Source organism: Sporosarcina sp. ACRSL (assembly GCF_022346605.1).
GTDB lineage: Bacteria > Bacillota > Bacilli > Bacillales_A > Planococcaceae > Sporosarcina.
On record NZ_JAKRNT010000002.1, the window covers coordinates 80,696 to 107,370 of the forward strand.

29 protein-coding genes are annotated in these 26,675 nt (G+C 43.7%); 10 read left to right on the forward strand and 19 right to left on the reverse strand.

The genetic code is table 11. The features are described from left to right. Positions 1 to 46 precede the first annotated feature (46 nt). The 3 genes from MHZ92_RS03525 to MHZ92_RS03535 are packed head-to-tail and all read right to left on the reverse strand — an operon-like array spanning position 47 to position 1,937. Complete coding sequence (locus MHZ92_RS03525; protein WP_239430164.1) at positions 47 to 586, reverse strand: GrpB family protein; 540 nt, start codon at positions 584 to 586, stop codon at positions 47 to 49. Then, complete coding sequence (locus MHZ92_RS03530; protein ID WP_239430165.1) at positions 580 to 1,119, reverse strand: AAA family ATPase; 540 nt, start codon at positions 1,117 to 1,119, stop codon at positions 580 to 582. Before MHZ92_RS03530 ends, MHZ92_RS03525 begins: the two co-directional genes overlap by 7 nt. Beyond that, entirely contained in the window at positions 1,116 to 1,937 is an 822-nt protein-coding gene (locus tag MHZ92_RS03535) for a VanW family protein (protein WP_239430166.1), read from the reverse strand. Before MHZ92_RS03535 ends, MHZ92_RS03530 begins: the two co-directional genes overlap by 4 nt. A 351-nt stretch (positions 1,938 to 2,288) precedes the next feature. On the opposite strand from MHZ92_RS03535, the gene MHZ92_RS03540 reads away from it, so the two are divergent. From MHZ92_RS03540 to MHZ92_RS03575, 8 genes are all read left to right on the forward strand, one after another. Further along, positions 2,289 to 3,008 carry an ABC transporter ATP-binding protein gene (locus MHZ92_RS03540; RefSeq protein WP_239430167.1) on the forward strand — a complete coding sequence of 240 codons (720 nt, stop codon included), beginning with the start codon at positions 2,289 to 2,291 and terminating at the stop codon, positions 3,006 to 3,008. Between the two features lie 12 nt (positions 3,009 to 3,020). After that, the gene (locus MHZ92_RS03545; protein ID WP_239430168.1) at positions 3,021 to 3,836 is read left to right on the forward strand and encodes an ABC transporter permease; all 816 of its coding nucleotides are present in this window, start codon (positions 3,021 to 3,023) and stop codon (positions 3,834 to 3,836) included. After that, positions 3,814 to 4,272 carry a LytTR family DNA-binding domain-containing protein gene (locus MHZ92_RS03550; protein ID WP_239430169.1) on the forward strand — a complete coding sequence of 153 codons (459 nt, stop codon included), beginning with the start codon at positions 3,814 to 3,816 and terminating at the stop codon, positions 4,270 to 4,272. Before MHZ92_RS03545 ends, MHZ92_RS03550 begins: the two co-directional genes overlap by 23 nt. Continuing rightward, complete coding sequence (locus MHZ92_RS03555; RefSeq protein WP_239430170.1) at positions 4,269 to 4,679, forward strand: DUF3021 domain-containing protein; 411 nt, start codon at positions 4,269 to 4,271, stop codon at positions 4,677 to 4,679. The genes MHZ92_RS03550 and MHZ92_RS03555 overlap by 4 nt, the downstream gene beginning before the upstream one ends. A gap of 264 nt (positions 4,680 to 4,943) precedes the next feature. After that, the gene (locus tag MHZ92_RS03560) at positions 4,944 to 5,780 is read left to right on the forward strand and encodes a metallophosphoesterase family protein (protein WP_239430171.1); all 837 of its coding nucleotides are present in this window, start codon (positions 4,944 to 4,946) and stop codon (positions 5,778 to 5,780) included. A 180-nt stretch (positions 5,781 to 5,960) separates the two neighbouring features. Next, complete coding sequence (locus tag MHZ92_RS03565; RefSeq protein ID WP_239430172.1) at positions 5,961 to 6,578, forward strand: TetR family transcriptional regulator C-terminal domain-containing protein; 618 nt, start codon at positions 5,961 to 5,963, stop codon at positions 6,576 to 6,578. Then, the gene (locus MHZ92_RS03570; RefSeq protein ID WP_239430173.1) at positions 6,556 to 7,272 is read left to right on the forward strand and encodes an SGNH/GDSL hydrolase family protein; all 717 of its coding nucleotides are present in this window, start codon (positions 6,556 to 6,558) and stop codon (positions 7,270 to 7,272) included. The genes MHZ92_RS03565 and MHZ92_RS03570 overlap by 23 nt, the downstream gene beginning before the upstream one ends. Continuing rightward, positions 7,259 to 8,077 carry an SDR family NAD(P)-dependent oxidoreductase gene (locus tag MHZ92_RS03575; protein WP_239430174.1) on the forward strand — a complete coding sequence of 273 codons (819 nt, stop codon included), beginning with the start codon at positions 7,259 to 7,261 and terminating at the stop codon, positions 8,075 to 8,077. The genes MHZ92_RS03570 and MHZ92_RS03575 overlap by 14 nt, the downstream gene beginning before the upstream one ends. Positions 8,078 to 8,171: 94 nt before the next feature. Here the strand turns inward: MHZ92_RS03575 and MHZ92_RS03580 are convergent, their stop codons facing one another. From MHZ92_RS03580 to MHZ92_RS03640, 13 genes are all read right to left on the reverse strand, one after another. Next, the gene (locus MHZ92_RS03580) at positions 8,172 to 10,793 is read right to left on the reverse strand and encodes a YfhO family protein (RefSeq protein ID WP_239430175.1); all 2,622 of its coding nucleotides are present in this window, start codon (positions 10,791 to 10,793) and stop codon (positions 8,172 to 8,174) included. Then, a complete protein-coding gene (locus tag MHZ92_RS03585; protein ID WP_239430176.1) occupies positions 10,790 to 11,158 on the reverse strand; it encodes a GtrA family protein in 369 nt (122 codons plus the stop codon). The genes MHZ92_RS03580 and MHZ92_RS03585 overlap by 4 nt, the downstream gene beginning before the upstream one ends. Next, positions 11,148 to 12,113 carry a glycosyltransferase family 2 protein gene (locus tag MHZ92_RS03590; protein ID WP_239430494.1) on the reverse strand — a complete coding sequence of 322 codons (966 nt, stop codon included), beginning with the start codon at positions 12,111 to 12,113 and terminating at the stop codon, positions 11,148 to 11,150. Before MHZ92_RS03590 ends, MHZ92_RS03585 begins: the two co-directional genes overlap by 11 nt. A gap of 187 nt (positions 12,114 to 12,300) precedes the next feature. Further along, positions 12,301 to 13,125 (reverse strand): carbohydrate ABC transporter permease, encoded by an 825-nt coding sequence (locus MHZ92_RS03595; protein ID WP_239430177.1) that lies wholly within the window; start codon positions 13,123 to 13,125, stop codon positions 12,301 to 12,303. A 13-nt stretch (positions 13,126 to 13,138) separates the two neighbouring features. Then, positions 13,139 to 14,050, reverse strand: coding sequence for a carbohydrate ABC transporter permease (locus MHZ92_RS03600; RefSeq protein ID WP_239430495.1), 912 nt, complete (start codon positions 14,048 to 14,050; stop codon positions 13,139 to 13,141). A gap of 25 nt (positions 14,051 to 14,075) precedes the next feature. Continuing rightward, positions 14,076 to 15,167, reverse strand: coding sequence for an ABC transporter ATP-binding protein (locus tag MHZ92_RS03605; RefSeq protein ID WP_239430178.1), 1,092 nt, complete (start codon positions 15,165 to 15,167; stop codon positions 14,076 to 14,078). Positions 15,168 to 15,188: 21 nt separating this feature from the next. Continuing rightward, the gene (locus MHZ92_RS03610) at positions 15,189 to 16,007 is read right to left on the reverse strand and encodes an HAD family hydrolase (RefSeq protein ID WP_239430179.1); all 819 of its coding nucleotides are present in this window, start codon (positions 16,005 to 16,007) and stop codon (positions 15,189 to 15,191) included. A 63-nt stretch (positions 16,008 to 16,070) separates the two neighbouring features. After that, positions 16,071 to 17,369, reverse strand: a complete 1,299-nt coding sequence (locus MHZ92_RS03615; RefSeq protein ID WP_239430180.1) for an ABC transporter substrate-binding protein — start codon at positions 17,367 to 17,369, stop codon at positions 16,071 to 16,073. A 320-nt stretch (positions 17,370 to 17,689) separates the two neighbouring features. Further along, complete coding sequence (locus MHZ92_RS03620; RefSeq protein WP_239430181.1) at positions 17,690 to 18,301, reverse strand: LysE/ArgO family amino acid transporter; 612 nt, start codon at positions 18,299 to 18,301, stop codon at positions 17,690 to 17,692. Positions 18,302 to 18,405: 104 nt separating this feature from the next. Further along, complete coding sequence (locus tag MHZ92_RS03625) at positions 18,406 to 19,602, reverse strand: class I SAM-dependent rRNA methyltransferase (protein ID WP_239430182.1); 1,197 nt, start codon at positions 19,600 to 19,602, stop codon at positions 18,406 to 18,408. An 81-nt stretch (positions 19,603 to 19,683) separates the two neighbouring features. After that, positions 19,684 to 20,280, reverse strand: coding sequence for a hypothetical protein (locus MHZ92_RS03630; RefSeq protein WP_239430183.1), 597 nt, complete (start codon positions 20,278 to 20,280; stop codon positions 19,684 to 19,686). Between the two features lie 331 nt (positions 20,281 to 20,611). Next, positions 20,612 to 21,793: a MalY/PatB family protein gene (locus MHZ92_RS03635; RefSeq protein ID WP_239430184.1), complete on the reverse strand. Its 1,182-nt coding sequence runs from the start codon at positions 21,791 to 21,793 to the stop codon at positions 20,612 to 20,614. A 283-nt stretch (positions 21,794 to 22,076) separates the two neighbouring features. Next, a complete protein-coding gene (locus tag MHZ92_RS03640; protein ID WP_239430185.1) occupies positions 22,077 to 22,808 on the reverse strand; it encodes a MerR family transcriptional regulator in 732 nt (243 codons plus the stop codon). A gap of 135 nt (positions 22,809 to 22,943) precedes the next feature. Between MHZ92_RS03640 and MHZ92_RS03645 the strand changes: the two genes are divergently transcribed. Continuing rightward, a complete protein-coding gene (locus MHZ92_RS03645; RefSeq protein ID WP_239430186.1) occupies positions 22,944 to 23,411 on the forward strand; it encodes a GNAT family N-acetyltransferase in 468 nt (155 codons plus the stop codon). A gap of 52 nt (positions 23,412 to 23,463) precedes the next feature. Continuing rightward, the gene (locus MHZ92_RS03650; protein ID WP_239430187.1) at positions 23,464 to 24,420 is read left to right on the forward strand and encodes an MraY family glycosyltransferase; all 957 of its coding nucleotides are present in this window, start codon (positions 23,464 to 23,466) and stop codon (positions 24,418 to 24,420) included. Between the two features lie 102 nt (positions 24,421 to 24,522). Here MHZ92_RS03650 and MHZ92_RS03655 read toward each other — a convergent pair whose 3' ends face one another. From MHZ92_RS03655 to MHZ92_RS03665, 3 genes are read right to left on the reverse strand one after another with little or no spacing between them, the layout of a single operon-like run. Continuing rightward, positions 24,523 to 25,008 (reverse strand): methylated-DNA--[protein]-cysteine S-methyltransferase, encoded by a 486-nt coding sequence (locus MHZ92_RS03655; RefSeq protein ID WP_239430188.1) that lies wholly within the window; start codon positions 25,006 to 25,008, stop codon positions 24,523 to 24,525. Continuing rightward, positions 24,992 to 25,909 (reverse strand): DNA-3-methyladenine glycosylase family protein, encoded by a 918-nt coding sequence (locus tag MHZ92_RS03660; RefSeq protein WP_239430189.1) that lies wholly within the window; start codon positions 25,907 to 25,909, stop codon positions 24,992 to 24,994. Before MHZ92_RS03660 ends, MHZ92_RS03655 begins: the two co-directional genes overlap by 17 nt. Next, positions 25,890 to 26,465, reverse strand: coding sequence for a bifunctional transcriptional activator/DNA repair enzyme AdaA (locus MHZ92_RS03665; RefSeq protein WP_239430190.1), 576 nt, complete (start codon positions 26,463 to 26,465; stop codon positions 25,890 to 25,892). The genes MHZ92_RS03660 and MHZ92_RS03665 overlap by 20 nt, the downstream gene beginning before the upstream one ends. Between the last annotated feature and the right edge of the window lie 210 nt (positions 26,466 to 26,675).

The window sequence follows — 26,675 nt, forward strand, 5'->3', positions numbered from 1 at the left end:
ATTATAATTATAGGTTATAGGGAAAAAGCATTATGTAAATTATTTGTTAAGTTTGTTGAATGTTACACTTTTTCAGTACATCATCGACAAACGCTTTCTTTGCCTCTGTATAGAGGCGTTCATTATTTGGATATTTCAACGCCGCTTCCTTCTTCAACATTTCGTATTGTCTCGCGATGTCAGGATGGTCATTCAGATAGTCCCTAAATAGCGTGTGTTGCTTCCACCAGTCGCCTCCATACTCAACGACGTGATAGACATGCGTTTTCGTCAATTCCTCCAAATCGGAGAACTTGGCGAAGACTTCCTTCCCTTCAATTTCCACACGCCCTAAATGATAAATATCCGCATCCTTCAACCGGTACTTATCAAATTTCTTCACATCATCCAACGAACTGACGCCGATCAGGACATCGAGCATTGGCTTTGCTGCAATCCCTTCGGTCGCCGTGCTTCCGATATGCTGAATGTCTACTACGTATTCCCCGATCAACGATTCCAATAGGTTCTTCTCCTGCGCGAAAAGCTCTTTCCATTCATCGCGATATGAAGTTAAAGCGACTACATCTTTATTCAAACCTAACATATTGACTTCGCTCCAATCTCCTTACAAATAAAGTCGGCAATCTCGTTGACCCCGATTTCGTCAGTCGGGATGAATTGTTCAAAGCAGTCGTCTTCAAAGCCGGCAAGACATTTATCCGTCTGCTGGAAACACCAATTGCCTTCCTCTTCCCCGCGTTCAAGCAACCGCTCATGGATCGTTTCCTTTTTCGCAGTCAAACAGAAATGATACGTTTCAGGATCGACCTGCAAAAAACCGCCATGGATTGTCTTGAAATAGTCCTTGTTGTAAATCGTCATCGGCACAATCAAATCTTTACCATATGTCTCGCGCAACTGTCTTGCCACTTCGACCGTCAATGGCTTCCACATGTTCAAGTCTTGAAAATCCCCCGTTTTCTCGCCTTCCAACTTCATTTCTGCCGGGATGATATTCCTCAGCATGAACCCGACCTCTTCCGGATCAAACAGCATGGCTCCGTCTAATCTTTGCAATAATTCATTCGCAACCGATGTCTTTCCGACACCGAACGCCCCGTTGATCATGACAATCATTTCCCGTCCCCCTCGTATGTTAGAAATGGCTCATACATCGTTATCGCATGATTCTCTGTGACGAACTCATCGTCGATCTGGTTCCCTTCTGCGTCGTATACTTTCCGAAAAATCGAATTATGACGGACGTAGCCGCCCCATAATTCTCTTGTGAAATGATGATCTTTTTCGTAAATCTCGTACGTTCGAGTTGGTGGTACCGCCGAACGCCATTCCCCGTTAAGATGCGTGTCCGTTAAGTAAACCATCAGCTGATATGGCGTTCGGGTTTCGTTCTTAATTTGCAAATCCAAATAATTGTACGCACACGTCGCCCCGCTGCCGAATGGCTGACTGCGATTTGAATCGGGAAAGACGTCATAACTGTGGCGATAGCGCTCTGTCACAGTCAATGGCGTATGCAGCGTGATCCAATAAATGAGGTTCGACAGCTGGCAGAGCCCCCCGCCCGTCCCGACAGTCACCTTTCCATAATGGAGAATCATGCCGTCGACATACCCTTTCCGCTTCGTCGTATTGCCGATCAGCCGCCAGTATGAGAACGTTTCGCCCGGCTCGATCACGACTTTATGCAATCGTTTTGTAGCGAGCTGTAAATTAATGATTTTATTCCGTTGCAGCTGCATATCGACATCTTTCAATTGCCTCAGCAAAGGCGTCCGGTGCTTCATCACGACATACGGAAGTTTTTCTTCGAGTCTTTTGCGCGCATACTTTTTTCCGTCAAACAGCCATTCACCATAGCGTTTCAATCTATATACTTTCTTCCCTGCAAATATTCTCAGTTTGCTTCGTTTAATCGGTTGTAATGAAACCATATAGTCACCCCCAACCTAATCTTACTTCCACAAAGATTCACCATTTTCCTTCTTTATCAACTTGTCTTGAATACGCTGAAGGTCCCAAAATGAGCATAAGTATAGCAAACTCGCGCATAACTTGCCCGAACTTGATCATAACTCCCTCAAACTCGCGCATTACTCACCTGAACTCGCGCAAAACTCCCTCAAACTCGATCATATTTCCAATGACGTGTCCGCCGAATGCAACTGACAGGTGCTTTTTTGCAACTGACCGTAAAATAACGACCGGTCATCGAAAACCTGCATACGGATTCTGATTGTCTGTATATAGTAAGTGTACAAAGAACAGCGACGGAGGGATTTGAAATGGAAATTGTGCGTGTCAGCAATTTACAAAAGGCATATGGGGACAACAAAGTGCTACGAGGTATCGATTTCAAAGCAGAGGCGGGTGAAATCATCGGGGTCATCGGTAAAAACGGGGCGGGCAAATCGACGTTCCTTGAAATCCTCATGACGTTAAAACCGTATGACGACGGGAATGTGCTCATATTCGATAAAGAACTTCAAGCTCTCTCGACTAGTCAGCTTGAACATGTGCGAAAAGATATCTCAGCGGTACTGCAGCCTACCCAATTTTATAAAACATTGAAAGTTGTCGAACTGCTAAAACTGTTCAAAGCGTATTACAAATCACCGATAGATATCGAGCAGATCATCACCGACTTCAAACTTGAACCGCATCGGAAGAAATACTTCGACAAATTATCGGGCGGTTGGAAGCAGATCGTCAGCTTAGCGATCGCCTTTTTATCCGAACCGAAAATGCTCATTTTGGATGAACCAACGACTGGCCTCGATCCGCATATGCGGAATATGCTTTGGATATATATTTCCGAATACAACGGACGCACGGGCAGCACGGTCATTTTGACGACCCACAATATGGACGAAGTTGAATTGTATTGCGATAAAGTGATGCTGTTAAATGAAGGCGTCAATGAAGTGTTTGATACAACAGAAGCGATACTTTCAACCGGCTACAAATCGATTAACGAATTTTACTTATCAAAAGTATCTATTTGAGGAGGAATACCAATGTTAGCGACGCAATTAAAATACGACTTGCTCATGTTCTCACGGGAGATTTTCTATATGGTGTTCACGATCATCGTTCCACCGGTCACGTATTTGTTCATGGGGCAGCTTTTCGGGGATGTTACATATGCCGGCAATCTCAATTATGCCGAAACATACACCCCTTCCTTCATCTTGCTCATCACATTTGGGGTCGTCTTTTTCGCATTCGGGTTTGACCAAGTGATGAACCGGACGACAGGCGTAGAAAAACGGATCATTTTATCCCCCGTTCCGAAAAGGACGTTGTTGCTGTCGAACATTTTACGGTCCATCATCATTACGAGCTTCGGATATTTCCTCGTGTTCTTTATCGGTCTAATCGCTTATGATCTTTCATTCCAACCGGTCAACTTTGTCTTGGCCTTCGGGTTGTTCATGCTACTGAACGCAGCATTGCTTATTATTTCGTCAGCCATCTACTCGCTTTTCACAAGCATGAATGCCGCACTCGTCTTCTCCATTGTCATTTTCCAAGTCGTCATGTTCACCGGCGGGTTCACGATGCCGATCAACATGATGCCGAAATTCGTGCAAGTCATCGCCGATTTCAATCCCGTCTATCATATGAATCAATTATTCATCGCCGTTTGGAATGGGCAGTTGGAGTGGAATGCAGCAACACTTCAATCTATCGGATTTATCGTCATCGCCACTGCCATCTCCTTATTGGTTCTACGTTTTGGAAATAGACTGCGAAAATCTTCCTTGAAATGGTATCCTACTACTAGGAACCGAGGAGGGGTTGTACAAAATGAAAGTAACACTGGACATTGACGAAATTTACGAAGAGACCAAAGTGACGATCCATTGCAATGAAGTGGATGATTCGATAAAGGAAATTCTTGATATTTTGAAAGGAAAGAAGACTGAGTTTCTCGTCGGTCGAGACGGCGAGATGCAGCATATTTTGAAACCTGATGAAATTCATTACTTCCATACGGAAAAGGAAGGCGTTGTGGCTGTTACGTCTTCCGGCTCCTTTTCATTAAAAGAGAAATTGTATGAGCTTGAGGAAATGCTGCCTTCTTCGAAATTTATTCGACTATCAAAATCGGTTATTGCCAATCTCCATGAGTTAAGCCGATTCGAAGCCTCGTTCAACGGCACATTAGTCGTCCATTTCAAATCCGGCGCGAAAGAATACGTTTCACGCACATACGTGAGTGGCATCAAGGAAGCATTAAAAATGAACAGGAGGAAAAACGGATGAAAACGTTTATAACGAGAAGTATACTCGGCATCTTTTTCGGCTCATTCCTCGCACTTGTTACGATCTTAGCGGTTATCTATATTGGCGATAAAGAAATGTTGGATGCGGCAATCCTCGGAAAAAATGCTCTCGGAACTATGTTTTGCGGCTGGTTCTTCACGGTGACTCCTTTGCTGTTTGAAAACGAAAGACTGACGTTGCCGGTACAAACGACATTGCATTTTCTTAGTGTCACTGCCCTTTATTTTATCGTTGCGTTTATCATTGGATGGATCCCGTTCACGATGAAAGGATTCATCGGCATGCTCCTTATCTTCATCGCGTTCTACTCAATCATCTGGCTGTCCTTCTATGCATATTTCAGGAAGCAGGCGGAGAAGTTGAATGAGGAGTTAAGAGGGTTGTAAATGACGGTTGTGATGTTTAATTTCCGGAGGTCGAAAGTCACAAAGTGATCAAAAGTATAGCAAACCCGAGCATAACTATGCGAAACTCGCGCAAAAGTATGCTGAACTCGCGCATAACTTCACCGAACTCGAGCAAAACCATGGTAAACACAAGCATTCCTCACTAAAGGAGTCTGATTTTACACTCTATTAACAAGATTGCTATATGCACTTCACATTGAGTAGGTATGATGGAGTCGAATCCATTTTGAGAGGAGCATTCCATTGAAAATTGCATTGTTCAGTGATTTGCATTATCCGGCAGTCGATGAAAGAGTACCAGGTTTGTTAGAGGCGCGTGCATCGTTTTACAAGGAATTCATCGATCAGTTTTTGGCGATCGACGCACGTTTGCACGTCTCTCTCGGTGATTTAACCAATTACGGCATGGCGCACGAATTGCACAACATCTATTCCCTGATCGGTGATTCCCGTGAATTCATCCACGTGTTAGGGAATCATGACAACTACTCATTGACGAAACAAGAGCTTCTCGCCTTGACTGGGCAGAAACAATACCATTCATTCGAAACGGAGCAGGCGGTATTTGCATTTTTGGATACGGCTCGAGAATTGGATTATGAATGTTGGGGCGGCTGGATAGATGACGAGCAATTGGAATGGTTCGAGCACGTCATTCAAAATTCAGGAGAAAAGCCGTTACTTGTGTTTGCACATCATCCCGTGCACAACACAACAAAAGGATCGGAGCTGAACAACGGATCCATCCATCCGGGCATTGATATGCGGAGTTTATTAGAGCAAAAGAAAGGCATCGGCATGTATTTCAATGGCCATACGCATCGCGATTCGATTGTGAAAGAAGGCAACTGGACGTTCGTTCAAACTGCAGCTTGTTTAGATGAGCAGTCATTCCGGGTTATTGATATCCAGGATGAGCAAATCGTCGTGTCATCCATTGATTTGAATGACGAGACGCTTAAGCAGAACGCAGCCTTAATTTATGAAAACATGAATCATTTCACACATCGTACGGATGGAAAAGGAATCGACGAAGACCGGAATTGCACGGTATCATTGCTACCAACACTTGTTCAATAAATAAATAAATAAATAATAAGCATTAATAACAAGCTTAGTTGAAGAGCAACGTAAATTGTTGCTCTTTTTTATTTGTGTCAATTTTACGAAAAGTGATTATCTGTATATCTATTTGGATAAATAAGTAATAAAATAGAATTAGAACAATCGTTCAAATCAACGGAAGGAGATCTTTATGAATTGAGTAGGCGTTATGACAGCGAAGAGGCAAAACGAATTATTAGGGAAAAAGCTTATGAATTGTTTTCACTGTATGGGTACAATCAGACTTCAATCGGAGATATTTCTAAAGCATCCGGATACAGTAAAGGCCACATCTACTATCACTTTGAAAACAAGGAAAAGCTATTTGTTCTATTAGCTCAGAATTCCATGCATGAATGGTATGCCAAATGGATGGAAAAAGAACCAAACTATTCGTCTGCCACTGAAAAATGGTACGGGATGGCCAAACATGTTCTGTACAATTATCAAACGCCTCTGCTAAAGGCAGGACAGGAATTGGGCGCAAATCCTAAATCATCACCGGAATCAGTCCGAAAGTTATATGAACTTGCAGTAGTGCCAATGAGCACTTATCGTTCAATCTTTTTAGAGGGAATTGAACGCGGGGAGTTTGAAAATGGAAACGTTGATGAATGGACTGCACTAGTAGGGACTTGGCTTGGGGGGCTATGCCAATTGACGAATACACAGCCATTACAGTCACTTGAGCCTTTATTTGAACAAGCAATCACCATCTTTTTAAGTTCAATAAAGAAAAGGGGAAAATTACATGAAGATCGCATTAATCGGTGACAGTTTAACTGAGGGGCGTCCAGGTGTTTCATTTGCAAATATGTTAAAAGTGAGATTTCCAAAGGATTTGTTTGTAAATCTCGGAAAACCTGGGGAGACAGTAAAAAGTCTATATAGTCGTTTAACAAAAACAGGACTAGATGATGATTTTGATTTGGCATTCCTTTGGATTGGTACAAATGACGTGTATTCAAAGCTTTTAAATGTTAAGGCGCAGCCAGTAGTAGAAAATCTTGAGGAATTTAAAGAGGTTTACCAACAGATTTTAGAAATCGTAAATTCTTCTTCCAAAATGGTGGTGATGGTTTCACCTGCTTTAGTTGGTGAACATTTTGATAATCCTTCCAACAGGGAAGTTAAAGAATTATGTATGCTCATCAAATCGTTAAGTGCAAAGGAGCACGTACATTATTTGGATCTTCATGCCGTTTTTGAAAAAGCATTAACTAACGAGACTAGTTCAGATTATATTTCCACCAATCCGTTTCGGGTCATGTTTGATGTGTTCTTCTATAAAAAAGCAGAAAAAATCGATCAATTATCAGCTAAGCGTGGTTTAAAGCTTACCTTGGATGGAATACATTTGAACAGCCCCGGAGCAAAAATCGTTTCAGATGAATACGCCCATGTGATCAAAAACGCAATTGACCAAAATACAATGGTTCCTTTGGCATTAACCAATGAACACAAATAGAAAAGTAGCGATTGTAACTGGCGGAGCGTCAGGTATTGGGAAAGCACTTTGTAGAGAACTCATTTCACAACAGGTATTTGTCATCATAGCGGATGTGAATATGAGTGAAGGAAAGGTTTTGGAGGACGAACTTAATCGACAAGCGAACTGTTCGCGATATGAATATGTAAATGTAATTGATCAAACAAGTGTAGAAGAGTTAATGAGGAACACTTTCCAAGAATTCGAGAGGCTAGATTATCTATTTAACAATGCAGGAATTACGATGTATGGCGAGTTATTTGATGTTTCAGCAGATGACTGGAAACATATTGTGGATGTGAATCTATGGGGAGTCATCCATGGGACACAGATTGGATATAGCATCATGAAAGAGCAAGGCTTTGGCCATATTGTCAATACAGCATCTGCAGCAGGACTCGGGCCCTCTCCTCTGACTTCGGCATATTCAGCAACGAAACACGCTGTAGTCGGTCTCACAACTTCACTACATTATGAGGCAAAAGAATATGGTGTGAAAGTAAGTGCACTTTGTCCCACATTTGTAGATACACCCATTTTTTCAAATGCTATTGCTATTAACATTGATAAGGAAAAAATGGTTCAGCAGATGAAAAAACAAAAGCTGATGGCTCCTGAAAAGCTGGCAAAGATTGCACTGAAGGGCGTTCATCATAATACCCCGTTAATTTGTCCGATGCCTATGCGAAGAACAATGGACATCTTTTTTACGCTATTCCCAGGAGTCCATAGCAAGCTGATGGATTATGTTTGCAAGATTGGCAGAAGAGCTCGTACTTCATAAGGGTCTTCTTCGACCTAAAAGCGGCGAAAGCGATAGGGTTACGATAATCTAATGTAGAAATTCTACAAATCGAACCCTTCGCTATTCGTCAAAGCTAATTATAAAAAGCTGCCTTTGAAGCCTTTTCATTTCTCCTAGTCCAATAAACCGAAAACAATATCGACAGGATACTCAGTCCGAGTGATGGCCAGAAATAAGGCGGGTAATACGTTAACTCAATTTCATTCTTCCCGTTCTCGAGTTCAATGCCCGTAAAGGCATAATTCGCCTGTAGAATCGGTGTTTTCTCACCATTCCGTTTCGCAGTCCATCCCTTCTCGAATGGAATCGGAAGGACGATATGAGAATCCCCTTTATGATTGTCCAACACGATCTTCGCATTGCTCCCGTTCCAACTTACATCGATAGGCGCTTCCTGGTCGCTTTGCGCTTTCACTGCTTTCAATAACGAATAATCCTCCGTATACAATGAAAAGTCGCGCAGGTCGTATTTCCCTTTCGGCACCCTGATAGCAATCCGTTTTTCGGACGGCACTCTGATCGTCAAATCGTTAACATTCGTCCTGTAGATCGAGTCATTTTCCTTCCGTTCGGTCGTGAACCCGTTCACTTTCAAATTAAAAGCCTTATCAGTCGTTTTCCGTTGAATGAAGAACGACAGGAAGCTGTCCACTTTCAAATCCGTTTCCCCCATAACGACGTCGATTCCCCCCTCGCCATCCGCTACATGCAAAATCCCATCCTCATACGTTGCATTCACAGGTTCAAACGTCACTTCGTCAGCAATATCCACCAGCTCAGGAATTTCCGCCCCTTCGACGTCGGGTAAAATGATTCCATTTAACATCGCATGCTCTTTGGCAAGTGCGGGTTCATCCTTGAGATCCTCTTCAGAGTAAAGGACAGATGTCGTACGAGCGAACGGAAGGAGGTAGTCATTTTTATATGCTATGTACTCACCTTCCCTCGCGATTTCCGCAAACCCGAAAGGAACCGGATCCCCGCCTTCCTTCCGAATCGCATAGCTGCCATTCAAAATGCTGTACAGATTTGCCCGGTCACCGAGAGAAGCATATCTGCTGACGCTCTCCCGTCTCATGTCGATCTGGAGATCCTGTAAATAAAATAACAGCAAATGTTTGTTCAAAATGCTCGAGTACACGCTCATCCCGTTGAAGTCTTGGACAATTGGCGTATTGTTCCTCGTTTCAATCATCCAGTCAATTCTTGCAAGCGGATCCGTTTCAGCAGCCAACACGTCCTCGATCAATGCCCGCTGATCCACCCCGTAATAATGCTCGCTTTCCATATACTCCCGAGTGATGCCGTAGTCAGGGCCTTTATTTTTGCCATTGTCCCGATATGTCAGCTTTTCTTCCTGGAACATATTCGCCGTGAGCACTGATGTGAATAAAATAAATGCAATCAGGAGACACATTGCCCACCGCTTTTTTTTCCAATAGAAAACAAATAACAATGCAATCGTGACACCGGCGCAAATGAGCAAATAAGACTCGTGCATTTGGATTTTAAGCTTCGGATCGAACGTGTAAAACACAATATAGAGCCCGGTTGCAACGGTCGCGGAGATGACAATATTTTGTAGCCGCACCGTGCGCAACTGTTGAAGTGCAGCCGCTGCCGTCCCCCCTGCCATAAGGGAAAGATAATGCTCCCATCTGTATTGCGGCGCAGAAAAGCCGTTGAACACACTGCCGACAAACGGGCTATAATGCATTACGCATAGCACGATTGTACTGCTAGCAAAAAACCTGAATGCACGGTTTTTGTAAAGAGGAATCATCAACAGGCAAAGCAGCACGAAAGCAGGCAGTATGACAATCCTTCCATGGAGCAGCAAGTTATCGACCGCCCCAAATAGAGGAATGGAATCCTCATACTCCGGCCTGAAATTGTTCAAATACCCGTAGACGGACGGAATGAAAAACGGAGCGCTAATCCCCGCCCCTGCAATCCCTCCAACGAGAAACAGCTTCACCTGCTTCCCCTTCTCCGTCTCTTCAATGAAAAGCGGGAACAGCCAACGGAAAAGGATGTACAAAAAGGCGAGCAAGAAATTTACATACGCGAAGTAGAAATTGTCGATCATATTAAGCGCGACTGCTGCGATGAACAATCCGCCCTTCCCATTTTGCAGTATTCTTTCCACGCCAATGAGCAACAACGGAAAGAATAGCATCGCATCGGCAAAAAACTCCCAATATGTCACATGCCTAAAATAAATGACACTCGTGCCGTAAAGGACGGCGCCGATAAAAGCAGGAATGCAATGGAATCGAATTGTCCTGAAAAAATATGTAGTCAGTGCAATGATGCACGTCATTCGCAAAATGCTAATAACGATGAGTGTATTCGCCCAGTAAAACAAGTCTGGCGTCGAGATGACCCCGATCTTCTCAAGCAGGAACGTGATGAGTACGGTCACGATAAAGACAATCGACGTGGAAAAATAATACCCTAGCTGCGAGAATACGCCGCCGCCCAGTCCGAAGCTCTCCGAGTAGAAAAACTCCCCGCTCGTATACAAATTATAAAGAAAGTATTTGAACGGAATCATTTGGGACAGGCCGTCGTTCAGCCCTGTCATATAACGCCCTTTGAAAAATTCCGTTAGAAAAAAAAGATGGCTGAGGACCGCGATAACAAGGCTTGCGGCCCATATAGCGATCCACTGTGATGTCCTTTGTCTGTTCATGCAGTTTTTAGCACCCTCCCGGTTACAACGAACGTGATCGGCACGGTTACGACCAAGGCGGCGAGTGGAGCGATGCTGCTATTCATGTTCAGCCACTCGACGAGAACAAAGAGGACGATGAACGTCACTCCGATATTCACAAATTGGGTGACCGGAAACAGGAAGAACTTTTTCCATGTCGGTTTCACACCGTATGTAACATAGCTGTTCAGTAAAAATGATCCGACCATGCTTATGATGACCGCCGCAAAATGGGCGATCACGTATTGCAAATGCAATACGTGCACTCCGCCCAAATAAAGACCGTAGTAAACCACTGTATTGACAACACCTACAATGAAAAACGCATTGAACTCACGAGCCATGCACTGTCGCCTGGCCTTCCCGTTTTGCTTCGACGCTCGTCTGCCGAACTAAATAATGCGGGCGTTTTTTCGTTTCATTGTAAATCCTTCCGATGTATTCGCCGATGATTCCGAGAGATAACAATTGGATTCCACCCAAGAAAAGGACAGCGGAAATCGTCGTGAAATACCCGGGCACCGCCACACCATGAAGGAAGATGCCAATAAGTGTGACGAAAATGTACACCAATGCTGATGTCAATGTCGCTAATCCGATATACATGCAAAGACGCAGCGGTTTCGTGTTAAACGAAACGATTCCGTCGATCGCATAGTTCAGCAGCTTCGAAAAAGACCATTTCGTCTCCCCGTGCTGACGTGTGACATTTTCATAGGTAATCGTCTTTTGCTCTAATCCAATCCAAGCATATAGCCCTTTGGAGAAACGATTACCTTCGCTGAGCAATAAAAGCGAGTCGACCGCACGCCTGCTCAACAACCGGAAGTCCCCTTCCCCGTCATTCAACTGAACGTCGATCGCTTTATTGACAATGCGATAATAGGCACTCGATAACAGCGACCGGAGACGAGAATCCCCTTTCCGATTGCGTTTCGCAATCACTTGGTCATACCCCTCTTCAAAACCTTTCAATAGCTCGGATATTAAAGCGGGAGGATGCTGTAAATCAGCATCCATCAAAATGACCGCATGTCCTTTTGCATGTTGCAGTCCAGCTATAATCGCAGCCTCTTTCCCGAAGTTCCGTGTGAATGAAACATATTCAGCTTCCGGGTACGTATATTGAATATCTCTAATTTCAATCATTGTCCCATCCGTGCTGCCGTCATCGACGAACAACACCTCATATGCCATTTGCTGGTGCGCCATTTCATCTGAAATTGCCTTCATCACGTTAGCAATATTCCCCGCCTCATTGTAGGAAGGGATGACAAACGAAATCGTCAACTGTTCCATCTGCTCACCCGCTTTCATGGAATTTACTCTGTCTTAGCTGTTTTTATCCCGCTTTAACTGGCTGTAAGACCCAACTTCAAAAATTATAGAGGAATCTAAAATTCTCAGTAGGGGATCAACAGCCAGTAAAAGCCCGATTGGTTCAACTAACAATCAGTGGAAAAACCTCACTGATTGAAGTTTCACTTTACTTCACACCCGTGTAGACAAATGCGCGAATGATTTGCCGTTGGGCGAAGAAGAAAATGAATAGGATCGGAATGACCAATATGAGGTTCCCCGCCATTAAAATATTCCAGGCGACACCGCCATCCACCTCACGAAGCTTCGAAATTCCGAGCGGCAACGTACGGGAAGCATCAGTCGTTGTCATGACGAGCGGCCAGAAATAATCATTCCAATGGGCGATAAAGCTGAACATCCCGAATGTAATGAGGACAGGCTTCGCCATCGGCACCATGATTTTCATAATGATCTTCCATTCACTCGCCTGATCCAACCGAGCAGCTTCTAATAACTCTTCCGGGACTTGCTTGAATGACTGGCGCAAAAGGAATATCCCAAACGCACTTGACGCAAACGGCAATATTAATGCCCAAAGCGTATCCAACAGCCCCCATGAACTCATCTGCAAATAGACCGGAAGAAAAATAAGTTGTGTCGGAATCATCAACGTAACCATCGTCACACCGAAGAAGAAATTGCTCCCTTTGAATCGATAGCGCGCAAATGCGTAAGCCGCAGGGATGATCGTCGCAAATTGCAGAACAAGAATGCCGACAGAGACAATCGTGCTATTCAGCAAATACTTCAGGAACGGCCCTGAATTCCATGCTCTCGAAAAGTTCTCCCACAGCAATTGGTTCGGAATCCATTTCGGCGGGAAGGTCATCGTTTCACCTAACGTTTTAAAAGAGGTGGAGATCATCCAGACGAATGGCATTGCAAAAATGAAAATGAGTAGTAGCAGGCCGATTCCGTTGACGGCCGTCCAAATCGGATTTCTCTTCATGTCTTCCTACCTTTCATGATTGGTAATGGACTTTTCGTGACAGCAGTTTGAAATAAAGAAACGTGAATATGCCGACGACAAACAGCAAGATGACACCGGCAGTCGAGGCATAACCAATTTTGAAGAACCGGAAGCCATTTTCATAAATGTAATAGACGATCGTATTCGTTGAATTAATCGGACCGCCTTTCGTCATGATTGAAATCGTTTCGAACACTTGGAACGAACCGATTAGCCCGATAATCGTCAAGAAGAACAACGTCGGCGACAGCATCGGCAACGTCAATTTGAAAAAGGTCCGAACCTTGCTCGTATCATCAAGTGCCGCCGCTTCGTAAATGTCTTTGGGAATACTTTGCAGGCCTGCGATGAAAATAAGCGTGTAATAGCCGATCCCTTTCCAAACCGCGACGATAATGAGCGACAACAACGACGTCTTCGGATCTGTCAGCCAAGGGATACTTGCGATGCCGAACAGATTTAAAAACCAATTCAGCAATCCGTAATCCGTATCCATGATCCACATCCAAAGCATCGAGATTGAAACGAGAGAGATAATATGCGGACTGAAAATCGCCCCTTGCACAAATCCGTACATCGCCCCTTTTTTATTCAACCAAAGGGCTAATAATAAGGAGATGCTGATTGTCAATGACACCGTCGCGAATGAATAGACGAATGTGTTGCGCAACACTTGCTGAAATTTCGGGTCTTGCAGCAATGCCGTAAAGTTCGATAAGCCGACGTAATCTTTGTCCGGGCTAATGAAGTTCCAATCATAGAAGCTTAAATAAATCATATAACCGATCGGATAGAGGAAAAACAGCGTGAACACAATAATTGATGGAAAAATCATCATGTAAGGCCTGATCGCTACCCAGTTCAAAGCGGAAAACGTCGACCGCTCGCGTTTGTGATTGATCATCTCGTTAGGATTTGCAAGAGTCATATTAGACGCCTCCAACGATTGCCGGCTTCGGTTGAGAAACAGCCCTGTCGATTTCGAGGAAACGGATCCGTTCTTTCTGCTCGTCGAAGAAATAAAGTTTCTCGTACGGAATGGCGATTTGTACATTATTCGATTCCGTGATTGGATTGTCGAAGCTTTTCACATTCATCATGCCAGCAACATTTGACACCGTGTAGATCGTTTCTGCCCCTAATGTTTCTGTCGTCAGGATCTCACTTTGCAGCACGACATGATCCGTCCTTCGCTCCTCTGTTTCCCCGATGATTTCCGCATGCTCAGGCTTGAATCCGACGTATTTCACATTTTCGAATAACGTCGGTAATACAGTATTCAAATGTCCACGCTCGAGAATATTCATTGGCGGTGTACCGATGAATTCAGCAGTGAACACATTATTCGGGTCATGATACATATTCATAGGAGAATCCATTTGTTGCGTAACGCCTTTATCGAGAAGAATGATCTGATCCCCCATCGACATCGCCTCGACCTGATCATGAGTGACGTAAACGAACGTCGTGCCGAGACGCTTATGCAGCTGGATCAGCTCTCGTCTCATCTGCCCTCTCAGTTTGGCGTCCAAATTCGAAAGAGGTTCATCCAGTATGAACACTTTTGGCTTTTTCACCATCGCTCTTGCCAATGCGACCCGCTGCCTTTGCCCTCCTGACAATTGATGTGGCTTCTTATCCAAGTGGTCCGTCAAACCGACAATCTCGCTAATTTCCCGAATTAAAGACTCCCGTTCCGCTTTTGGAACCTTTTTATTCACAAGGCCGAATTCGATATTTTTACGAACCGTCATCGTCGGGTAGAGCGCATAGTTTTGGAAAACCATTGCGATATTCCGCTTGCCCGGCTCCACATTCGTCACACAATCATCACCAATCCAGATTTCACCGCTCGTCGGTGTTTCCAATCCAGCAATCATCCGGAGGGTCGTCGATTTCCCGCAGCCGGAAGGACCAACGATAACGGTGAATGAACCGTCCTCGATTGTGAGATTCAAGTTGTTCACCACTGTATCCTCATCGAACTTTTTCACGATGTTCACTAATCTGATTTCAGCCATTCCGTTCATCTCCTCTTCGCTTTATAGCTTCACAACAGACGGTTGACGTAAAAAGTCAGCCAACTCTTCCACCGTTTTGACAGTATGATCCCACTCATGTTTTCCAAAATGCGTGTACGGTGAAATGAGGCAAGTGCGTCCACCAAGTTTTCGGACAGGCGCCAAATCATTGTATGGATTATCTCCGATGGAAAGGATTTCGTCCGGAGCATACCCTTCTTTCAATAGCCCTTTCACGATCGTTTCCATCCCAAGTGGCTTCTTTGCGTCGTACACATAATCATCAAACATCGATCCGATATTCAAATACGTGACGAAAGCTGGACCGGTATCCCCTGGCGTATTCGTCATGAATATTTTTTTCTTTGTACTGAGTGCTGCGATGCTTTCGAATAAAGGCGTATGGCGTCTGATTTCAAAAGGCTTTTGAATCATTTCGTAACGTACTTTTTCAAAAGCCTCGTTCCGCTTTTCACGTGGTATGCCGTATTTTTCTGCATATAGATTGGCGATGCCCCACGGATCTCCGATGAAGAGGAGTGATGTAACTTCCTCAATCGAATGTTCATGCTTCTTGCCGTCCCATGAATAACAGTTCGTCGGCAAGAACTGATCATGCTCATAGAAAAAATGCTGTTTCCGATCAAAGAAATGGCCAAGCTGCACAATATGATTGCCATCGAGAATATCGTACGCTTCGGACACGACATCACTCATATTCTCTTCGTCTACGACTTCGTCCAATAAATACGTTATATACCGCCCTAAAAAAGCATCGTCCTGATACAACGTCCCGTCCATATCGAAAATCGTCACTTTCACTTGCTCCATCCATTTCAATGTGATCGTCTCCTTTACGAAAACAGGAAGAGGGGGCTCGATTGCCCATCTTCCCGAATCGGATTATTGTAAGAGGGGATTCGACAACTCAGCTGCTTTATCCAATGCTTCTTTTGCTGATAAATCCGGCTCCAGTAAACTTCTCGTAATTTCATCCTCCAAGATTTTCGAAATCTCAGGATAGGCATCCGCCATCGGCCGTGCTTTTCCATATTGCAATTGGTCGACAGCCACTTTGTATTGAGGGATTTCCTTATACAAGCTTTGCATCTCATCCGAATCAATAGCGGAAAGTCGGCTCGGCAAATAGCCTGTGTACGTGCTCGCATAGATGGTCTGTTCTTTCGCTGTCATCCATTTGATGAATTCCCATGCGGCTTCCTGTTTTTCAGGTGACAGACCTGCCGTCATAACAAGGTTTGCACCGCCTGTCGGCACACCGCTCGTTTTATTCGATGGCATGAATGCCGTGTTGAGTTCAAATCCATTCTCCTCTGCGACCGCCAAGGTATGCGTCAAGTTTGCAGTGGATGCGAACATCATCGCAGATCTGCCGTTTGCAAAGTCTTGTGAAGCTTGCGCAGACGATTCATCACCGGTATGGATTTTCAAGATACCTTCTTGTGTAAGGTGTTTCCAAAATTCCAGCGCTTCCACCCCGGCTGTTCCATTGAATGTCACTTCGGAATCATCTGAAGCTAGCATATCGCCGCCACCAGCACCAACGAACGCCTCAAAGTTCCAAATTCCTACCGGCATACTCAGACCGACACTTTTGCCTTCCACAGTCAAAGCACGTAAATACTCTTCGAATTCCTTCCAGTTTTTCGGACCTGCTGGGTCAAGGCCCGCTTCCTCCAACATCGTCACGTTCATGTAGAGGATCGGCGTGCTCCGCAAATACGGAAGTCCGTAGATGTTACCGTCCACATACGAGTTGCCCATCAGACCCGGATTGAAATCTTCCAAATTGATGTCGCTGTCTCTTTCGATGAACGGCGTCAAGTTTTCCGTCATTCCAGAACGAGCAAAAACGCCCATCGAAGCGATTTCATTCAACGTAACTTCCGGCGCATTTTTCGCTGCGAAAGCCGCTTGCGTTTTAGAATGAAGGTCAGCGTAATTCCCTTGGAACTCCGCCTTCACTAAAATTTTATCTTGTGAATCGTTAAACATTTTGACTAAATTCTCATTGTTTTCCCCAATCTTATCCCCGAATGCATACCAATACGTAATTTCCGTCCTGCCACTATCCGCTGAAGCTTTGTTATCTTTGCTGCCTGTACCTTCCTGGTTGTCTCCGCATGCGCTTAATACTAAAACGAAAACGAGCAATGTGATGAACCGTCCAATGTTTTTCAACTTGTCTCCTCCAGTTAGCAATTGATAGTTTAGTAGCCCGATTGACAGATTGTTGGGTATGAATACTACCCTTACCTCCTTTTCTCGTTCGTTCCCTTACAGACCATATTGTACGTGGTCATTGTTAAGCACAAATCTTCTTAATGTAAAGAATTATTAAGGTATTTATGAAGGTGCCTGTGCAAGACACTATTCAGACTATGCACTACAATTGTATAAAGGAAAATCAAAAAGCCAACGACGTCAAATTTCGTTGGCTTAACTTCTGTATTATTATTAGTTTTCTTGAATTGTCATAAATGTGTGGTGCACAGGCACCGTTAAAAGATTAAACGGATTGCCATGTAAACAGCAACGCCCCAGACGACGACGGCGGAGATTTTATTCATCAACCCGATGAATTTCCCGCTCGTATCCATCTTTCCGAGCATCCGCCCAGCTAAGGCAAGTCCGAAAAACCAGCACCATGAAATAATAATTGTCGTCAGCGTGAACGCGAATCGGGCCTCTCCCGAATAACTCAATGCGTTCGATCCGATGACGCCGATTGTATCGATGATTGCATGGGGATTCAGTAAGGAGACGGATGCGGCGAACATGATCTGTTTTTTCGGAGAAAACCGTTCCGCTTCTGACTCCATTGATGTAGGAGCGCTTCGCCAAAGAGAAATTCCGATGTAAAGCAAAAACAGGATGCCGACAGCTAACATGATTGTTTCCAACCAGTGGAACGTCAAAATAAGTAGGGAAACACCCGATACAGCTGCAACGATTAAAATCGTATCACAAATCCCCGCAGTTATGACGACTGGAAGTGCCCTCACCAGCTTCGGTTGCAACGCCCCTTGATTGAACACAAATAAATTTTGTGCGCCTAACGGTAAAATCAACCCCAGTGCCAGGATGGCACCATGCAGAACCGCCTCAATCATCCGCTCTCCCCCTCTTCTATCTTTCTATCTATTGAACGACTTCCTTCAGTTAATTGCAACATCAAAAAAAGCCACCCCCCACACAGGAGATGGCGTCCACTCGTTTATTTCAACTTCTGCAAAATGACGACTTTCAAGTAATTGAATTCCGGGAAGTCGCGGCTTGTGCGGAAATCCTTTGGCAATGAAGATTCCTCGAGGATTTTATAACGTGAACCGGCATCCGCAAATCCTTTTTCGATGAACGTCTTGAATTTCTTCATGCTGAAGCTAGCGTTATTCGTCGATGCAATGATGATGCCGTTCTTCTCTGTGATATCGATTGCATCCTTCAACAAAGCCGGATAATCCTTCGCCGTGCTGAATGTATATTTCTTCGAACGTGCAAAACTCGGAGGATCCAAAACAACTACATCGAATTTCAATTCATGGCGTTTCGCGTAACGGAAATAATCGAACACATCCATCACTTTGATGTTTTGCGCTTCATAATCAATGCCGTTCACGCTGAACTGCTCGATCGTCTTCGGCAAACTGCGCTTCGCCAAATCGACGCTCGTCGTCTCGCGTGCGCCCCCTAGAGCTGCTGCGACCGAAAATGCACCCGTATACGAAAAAGTGTTCAGCACATGCTTGCCTTCCGAATACTTGTCCCGCAATGCTTTTCGCACATCGCGCTGATCGAGGAAAATCCCCGTCATCGCGCCATCATTCAAATCAACAGCAAAGTTCATGCCGTTTTCCTTTATGATGATCGGGAAATCCCCAGGGGTCCCTTTCACAAAATCATCTTGCTCGATATATTGGCCTTTCGTATCGAACCGTTTTTTCTCATACACCGCTTTATAATCCACAAGCTTGTCCAACACGCCATACACATGATGCTTCATGGAATAAATGCCTTCGCTATACCAGCTCACCATGTAGTAACCATCGAAATAATCGATCGTCAATCCACCGATGCCATCGCCTTCCCCGTTAAAGACGCGGAATGCGGTCGTCTCGCTATCTTCGAAAAAGGATTCCCGTCTTGCTAAAGCGGCAGAAATCTTTGATTCAAAAAACGTGAAATCGATTTCTTCGTTGTCATCTTTTGTCAGCACCCAGCCGATTCCTTTGTTCTGATTCCCATAATAGCCTTTCGCAATAAATTTACGGTATTTATCGACCAAACGGATAATCGTTCCTTCTTCTTTCAACACTTCGGGGTTGACCACTGCGTCTTTCAAAATTAATGGGTACCCCTTCTTTATGGCGGCTATACTTTGTGCGTTCACTTGTACATCAATTGTTTTTGTCATCGTGTCATCCTTTTTCGATCATTTTTTTCATTATCGCACGAACAAGTAAAAAAAGCTTCTCTCATTGGAGAAGCTCAAAGATCAGGCAAGCAGACGGAACGCCAAGCTTTTCAACAGTCCCATACGAAGCGGACGTTCCATTTGCAGCCCTCTTACTTTCATTACGTACGTCTTCAAGTCGCCTTCATACACAAGTTCCATATGCGGCAAGCACGCCAGATGATGCGGCATCGTCAGGCAAGGTCTCGTCATGAGTCGATGCGGCTCGCTCTCCTGCAAGACAGTCGCGACGAATTGCGAACAGAAAAATGCCCTTTTCCGTCGAATCTCTCTATTCAGCGCCACGCCGAACAAACCGATAAAATTGTATTTATAATTACGTTGATTCAACTCGAATTGGGCGATTTTCTGACGAATCCGCAAGTACGCTTCCGTTGACACTTCACAACGGTATACAGCGCAATCGGCCTCCCGAAAAATGCCTTCCATTACATTTTCACGCACGAACCCACCAAGGAACGGATTGTATTGCTGCTTCCGGCCGAAACTATAAATCTCGGTCAATTGCTCATCGAATGCAATCGACGCATGATTTAAATCCTTCCGCGTATACATGCCGATCGCCTTAGACAGTAAGGTTCCCGTGTCAGTCAGTACAATATAGATCGTTTCCCCCATTATTCCAACCCCTAACTCATCTCTATCTACAGTATGTACATTTTTTTCGGGAAGCTAAACCGTCTGCAGGTGGAAAACTTCTAAGTCTTAAGTTGTAGACATTTACTCTGGGGCGGACAGTTCAACCGTTTTATCTATCTATGTATTATACGTTTTAACTAGATGTAGAGTTTCACTCCCAAAAGAATTTTCATTCCCATGGGTAAGCGATTTCTGTGGATGTATAGGTAGTCACAATGGGTCGTCGGTCGATGGTTTTCCTATTATACTACTAATCAGGTCGAATGTACTGCCATATTATTAAAAACTTTCAGCGAGGACTGAATAGTCGTCACTTCTCCAAGTTCGCCAAGATGTTTTTAACAGCAAGCTCGACGAATCTAGGCTCTGTCGCCATATTCAAGCGAATGAACCCTTTCGCTTCTGCGCTGAACCATTCACCGAAGTCAACGGCAATCCGGCAGCGATCCTGAATGAATTCCTTCGTCTTTTCCGCATCAATAACGTTCCGTAAATCAAGCCAGACCAAATATGTCCCTTCTAAAGGCGAGATAATAATTTCCGGCGCCTTCTCGTGAAGATGCTGTTTCACATGTTCGTAATTATGACGGATAACAGCTTTCAGTCCATCAAGCCATTCTTGCCCATGTCGATAAGCCGCTTCTGCAGCAGCAAGTCCTAAAATATTCACTTCTGTTTGATTAACCGTTTTCACATATGCATCGAATTGTGTACGAAGCTGTTCATTCTCGATGATGATAAACGACGTCAACAGCCCAGCAAGATTGAATGTTTTAGACGGTGCCGTGACAGTAATGAGCTGGTCTGCGAATTCACCGCCATATATAATTGCGGAAGGAATATGCGTATGCCCTTCCATAACAAGATCTTGGTGGATTTCATCCGATATGACGAGGACGTTATGCTTTTGGCAGATCGATAGGATCTTCCGTAACTCCTCTTCTGTCCACACGCGGCCGACCGGGTTATGCGGCGAGCATTGGATGAACAGTTTCACGTCATTGTCGACAATGCTTTTTTCAAATGCTTCAAAGTCGATACGATAGTTCCCATTTTCATTCACAAGCTCGCACGTCACTAATTTCCGTCCCGTATCTTTCACGGCATTATGGAATGGATAGTAGACGGGTGTCAAAATCAATACGGATTCATCCGGTTTCGTAAAGGCGTTGACAAACCAGTACAGCGCGGTGACGACACCTGTAGAAAACCGCATCCATTCCTTTTTCACTTCATAGCCATGATGCTGTTTCTCCCAATCAATGAAGGAATCATAGAACGAATCGGGCACGAAGGAGTAGCCGAATACGCCGTGTGCAACCCGTTGCTGCAAGGCGTCCAAGACGGCTTCGGGTGCTTTGAATTCCATGTCGGCTACCCAGGCGGCGATGAGATCCGGGTCGCCGAACCGTACGTCAAGCGCATCCCATTTTAATGAATTCGTCCCTTTCCGTTCCACTGCGTACCGTTCGCAAAATTCAGTTGCGTTCATCTGCAATCACTCCCGTTGATGTATTTATTCAACAATACGCCAACTAACCGGAAACGTCTAGAAGGTTTTTTTATCAAAAAAAGACATCCAAAAAGTCGGATGTCTTCCTAAAAACGCATAAATCGGCGAAAAAGCGCATAAATTAGCCGAGAAGCGCATAAATGCCAGAACTCACGCATAACGATGGCGAATTACGCATAAATCGATTCAAAAGCGCATAAACGCCTTTATTCGCGCATAAATAATTGTCGAAAGGCATTCTACGCGAAATCGTTGATCACCTTTACTCCCTTCCCCCGCGTTCCGCATACACATTCATCGCATCCCGCATGAATACGGCCAATCCTTCCCCGAATTTGTCAATGTTCTTCGTAAATCGTTCATCCGCGACATACATTTCACCAAGTCCGGCGAACGCTTCCAATGGATAATCGCCAATTTTATTCAAGAAAGTATACCACTCGCCAATTGCAGCTTGAGATTCTTCTGCAGCAGGGTCGGTATTGCGGAGCTCCGCGAGTTTGAAATAAATGCGGTTCATCTCCTCTTGGGTTTCTTTGCCGAAGTTCGCGACATTTTTATTCGCCTTGTCGACCGCTTTATCCCCCCAACGTTCTCTCGCTTCCTGCTCATATGGATTCGAACTGAAGTCGAACCCTTTAAACTTCTCTTCGTTCGTCATTGTCATTTCTCCTCTCTCGGATTGGAGCGTCTTGTCAATCGTCTCAATCATCGTCTCCAATTGCTTGCGCTTCGCGACCAACATGTCTCGTTGTAGCTCGAACGCCTCCAGTCTGTTGAATGACGGGCTATCCAACAGCTCCTTGATTTTCTTCAAAGGGAAGCCGACTTCACGAAAGAATAGGATTTGCTGGAGGGTCGTCAAGTTTTCATCGGAATACACCCGATAGCCCGCCTCCGTCACTTCGTCCGGAACGAGTAAACCGATTTCATCATAATGATGGAGCGTGCGCACACTCACACCGGTCAAATCCGCTACTTCTTTCACTTTCATATTCCCCGCCTCCCTTCACTATTGACTATAGAGTATGACGTAACGTGAGAGTCAACACAATTGAAAAAGAATTTTATACTCATATCTAGCATTCCAAGTATACTTAACATAACGACTTATTCAGGAGGTATTCTCATGATCATCAATACTAATAGACTTCAATTAATAGCTTGTACACCTGAATTTCTATCAACCATTTCGCCTGAGGATTATGAAATAGGAGATCACGTTAAAGGACATATAGCCGAACTTCAAGACGACGATTCCCAATTCGGATGGGGTGTTTGGTTCGTTGTGGATCAAGAAACGAATACGATTGTTGGAGATATCGGATTTAAAGGGAAACCGACTTCAGACAAAACAGTGGAAATCGGCTATGGCATCATTCCTTCTGCACAAAACAAAGGGTACGCGACCGAGGCAGTGCGTGCTCTTGTTGAATGGGCATTTGCTTCGGGGCGAGTGAAGAAAATCGTTGCCGAATGTTTACACCATAATCTTGCTTCGATCAAAGTGTTGGAAAAGTTGGGGATGAAAAGGACTGGACTGGACGGCGATATGATGAATTGGGAAATGCCCCAAGTAAATGGGGAACCATCTTAAAAGTAATACGTCCTTTATTAATAGAAAATTTCTAAAACGGTGGTGAAAGTTCTTGTACATACTAGCTTTTTTAGTATCATTTCTTATTGTATACGCTTTGATTCCCCCGTTGCGAAAGCTCGCTTTCCAACTCGATTTTGTGGACAAACCCCAGGAAAACGTCGAACGAAAATTACACCGTAAACCGATTCCACTGACGGCGAGTTATGCACTTTTCATTGGCTTTTTTTCCGTCTATCTTCTATTTACTAGAGAGTTTACTTGGGAAACCGGCGCACTTTTTGGGGGAGGAGTATTGCTGTTAACGATTGGAACGATCGACGACTGGTTCAAAACGAAGGGAAAGGATTTCCCGGCATTGCCTAAATTCCTCGTGCAAGTATCCGCCGCGATTCTTGTTTTTGCGTCGGGCATCACGTTTAACGGCTTCGTCAACCCGCTATCCGGTGAATATGTCACCCTTCCATTTATTCTGCAGTTTCTACTGACGATTTTATGGATCTTCGGAGTGACAACGGTAATTAATTTCTCGGATGGCATGGATGGGCTCGCGGGAGGACTTGTTGCAATATCGGCTGTTACGCTTTTTATTGTTGCAGTTGCAAAAGGCCAGCCAAATTCCGCTATGATGGCGATTGTGCTAGTCGGCATTACGGTAGCTTATTTGCGCTTTAATAAACCGCCTGCCAAGATTTTCATGGGGGATGCAGGTGCAAGTTTCCTTGGATTCTTGCTTGCGGTCATCGCATTGGATGGAGCCTTCAAACAAGCAACCGTTCTCTCATTGTTCATTCCCATTTTGGCATTGGGAGTACCAATCTTCGACAATCTTTTTGTCGTCGTCAAACGTTTTGTCCAAGGCAAGTCTATTTATCAAGCGGATGCTAGCCAAATCCATTATCGATTGCTACGTGCTGGCCTGAAACCAAAGCAAGTACTCGCATTTTTGTTTTTGGCGAGTGCATGTCTATGTCTATCTTCAATCATTTTGTTACTCATACAAATATAATAGGTTAGCGGTCACAAGCAACATACCTAACATAATCCTTTTCACAAGGGAATTGTTAGGTATTTTTTTCTTTAATGGAGGCTGACTTATAGTTTCTGAATTCTATATGTCCTTATTACAAGACTGCTCATGTTGAAGTAACCATTCTTTTCTCCATAGACCACCTGCATAACCCGTTAATTTCCCATTTGAACCGATTATTCTGTGACAGGGAATTACAATGCTCAACTTGTTTTTCCCATTCGCACTCCCTACAGCTCTGATTGCCTTTTTGTTTTCGATGGAAACAGCGATATCCTTATAAGATGCCGTTTCAGCGTAAGGGATTTCTCTCAAAGCTTCCCATACACTTTTTTGAAAATCAGTTCCTTCAAACTGAAAAGGAAATGTAAATTCATAACGTTCACCTTTAAAATATTCGTCAAATTGTTTATAGCATTCCGCTAGAACCGCGGGAGTTTCAACGGTTAATACATTCACCTTTTCGCGCCTTTCAGTGAACATAATAGAGTTAACGGCATCATGATTACCTATTATTTCTATCAAGCCTATCGGTGATTCATAATCTAATTTAGATTTTTTTGTCATATAAGGACCTCCAAAGATAAAAAGTAGCATATGCCTCCCAACCTTCCCAAATAACGGCATATTCTTTGATTTCTTCAACGGTCGGCTTCATATCTAATCCCAATAGATTCTTAATAGCGTTATGAAGACCGACATCCGCTATTGGTAAAGAAGAAGTATTGTGTAAGCATTTCATCATAACGTAATCGGCAGTCCACGCTCCAACACCTTTTATCATCATTAATGTTTTTTTAACTTGCTCATAATCCTGCTTTTGCAGTAAGACTTCCTTTGTCAATTCGCCATTTAACATAGTTTTAGCTATGCCAATAATATATTCTGCCTTCCTTGAAGTAAATTGATGTTTTCTTAAATCATCGATACTTATTAAAGCTATTTTTTCAATTGATGGGAATATCCAAAACGTTTCACCCTCAAAACAAAGGCTTTCACCATATTGTTCCACGAAACGTTTCTTTAATGTGTATGCAAATGTTAAATTAATTTGCTGTCCAATGACCGCCCATACTAGTGCTTCAAATAAATCTGGCATACAGATAATCCTCAAGCCATTATAGCTATGAACTAGTTTCTTTAAAACTTTATCATGTAAAGCCATTTGATAAAATCCTGTTAAGTCCCTTTCCAAATCGAACCATTCCCATATGTACTCTGCCACTTTTTCTCGCAAATGAATCGATGGAGTACTTATAGGAAATTCAACCTTTAACGTGTTTTCAGTATGTTCTATCTTGAATAAGATTAAGGATTCTTTCACTTTTAGTAGTTTATATATAGATCCGGATTTAATTTTATGAAGGATTTCCCTGTCGGATCTACTTAAAAAAATTAAACACTCTTCAAAGTTAAAGTCCTCGGGAGGATAAATCTCCAAATGCGATTCATAATCCGTCCAATTCATGAAGAAATTCCTTTCGGTATTCACTAGGTGAACAGTTTTTTAAGTTCCGGAATGCTTTGTAAAAATTAGAAGGACTCCGGAAACCCACCTCATAGCAGATCTCAAGGTTCGTCAGAGTCGAGCTTTTTAGAAGATGAGCTGCTTTATCAATTCGTATTTTTTCTAAATAATCCCGCGGAGTCTCCTTGGTTTCTTGTTTAAATAACCTTTCCAAATAAAAAGGACTTAAACCAACTTGATCCGCTATATCTTTTAATACCACATTCTTTTTATGGTGATTGACTAGAAATTTAATGATATTCCTAACCATTTCAATATGCGGCGACTGATCTGCCTCTGGTTGGCACCTTTTGCATGCTCGATATCCGGCTTTTTCAACTTCTTTCATGTCATGGTAAAACTCCACATTCATTTTTTTAGGCTTCCTTGATCTGCAGGAAGGCCGGCAATATATTTTAGTTGTTTTTACTGCCGTAAAAAAAAGGCCATCATATTTACGATCACAAGCGATGATTTTTTCCCACATCTCTTCAAATGAAAGATTGATATTTCCCATCACGGTTCACTATCCTTTCAACGCTAAGATCTTAGCTCCCTACATGTATTGAACCCATTTTAACAAGTAATCGCCTTCCTTTTCGTCCTCAATCTTGCTCTTATGGTCTGTCTTTACAAAATTTTATCCCCTTCAGATAGGTTTTTATAAAACTAACGGTTTCAGGAAAATTAGTGATACCAGTTCCTTCAAAACTTATCCTTACTCAAA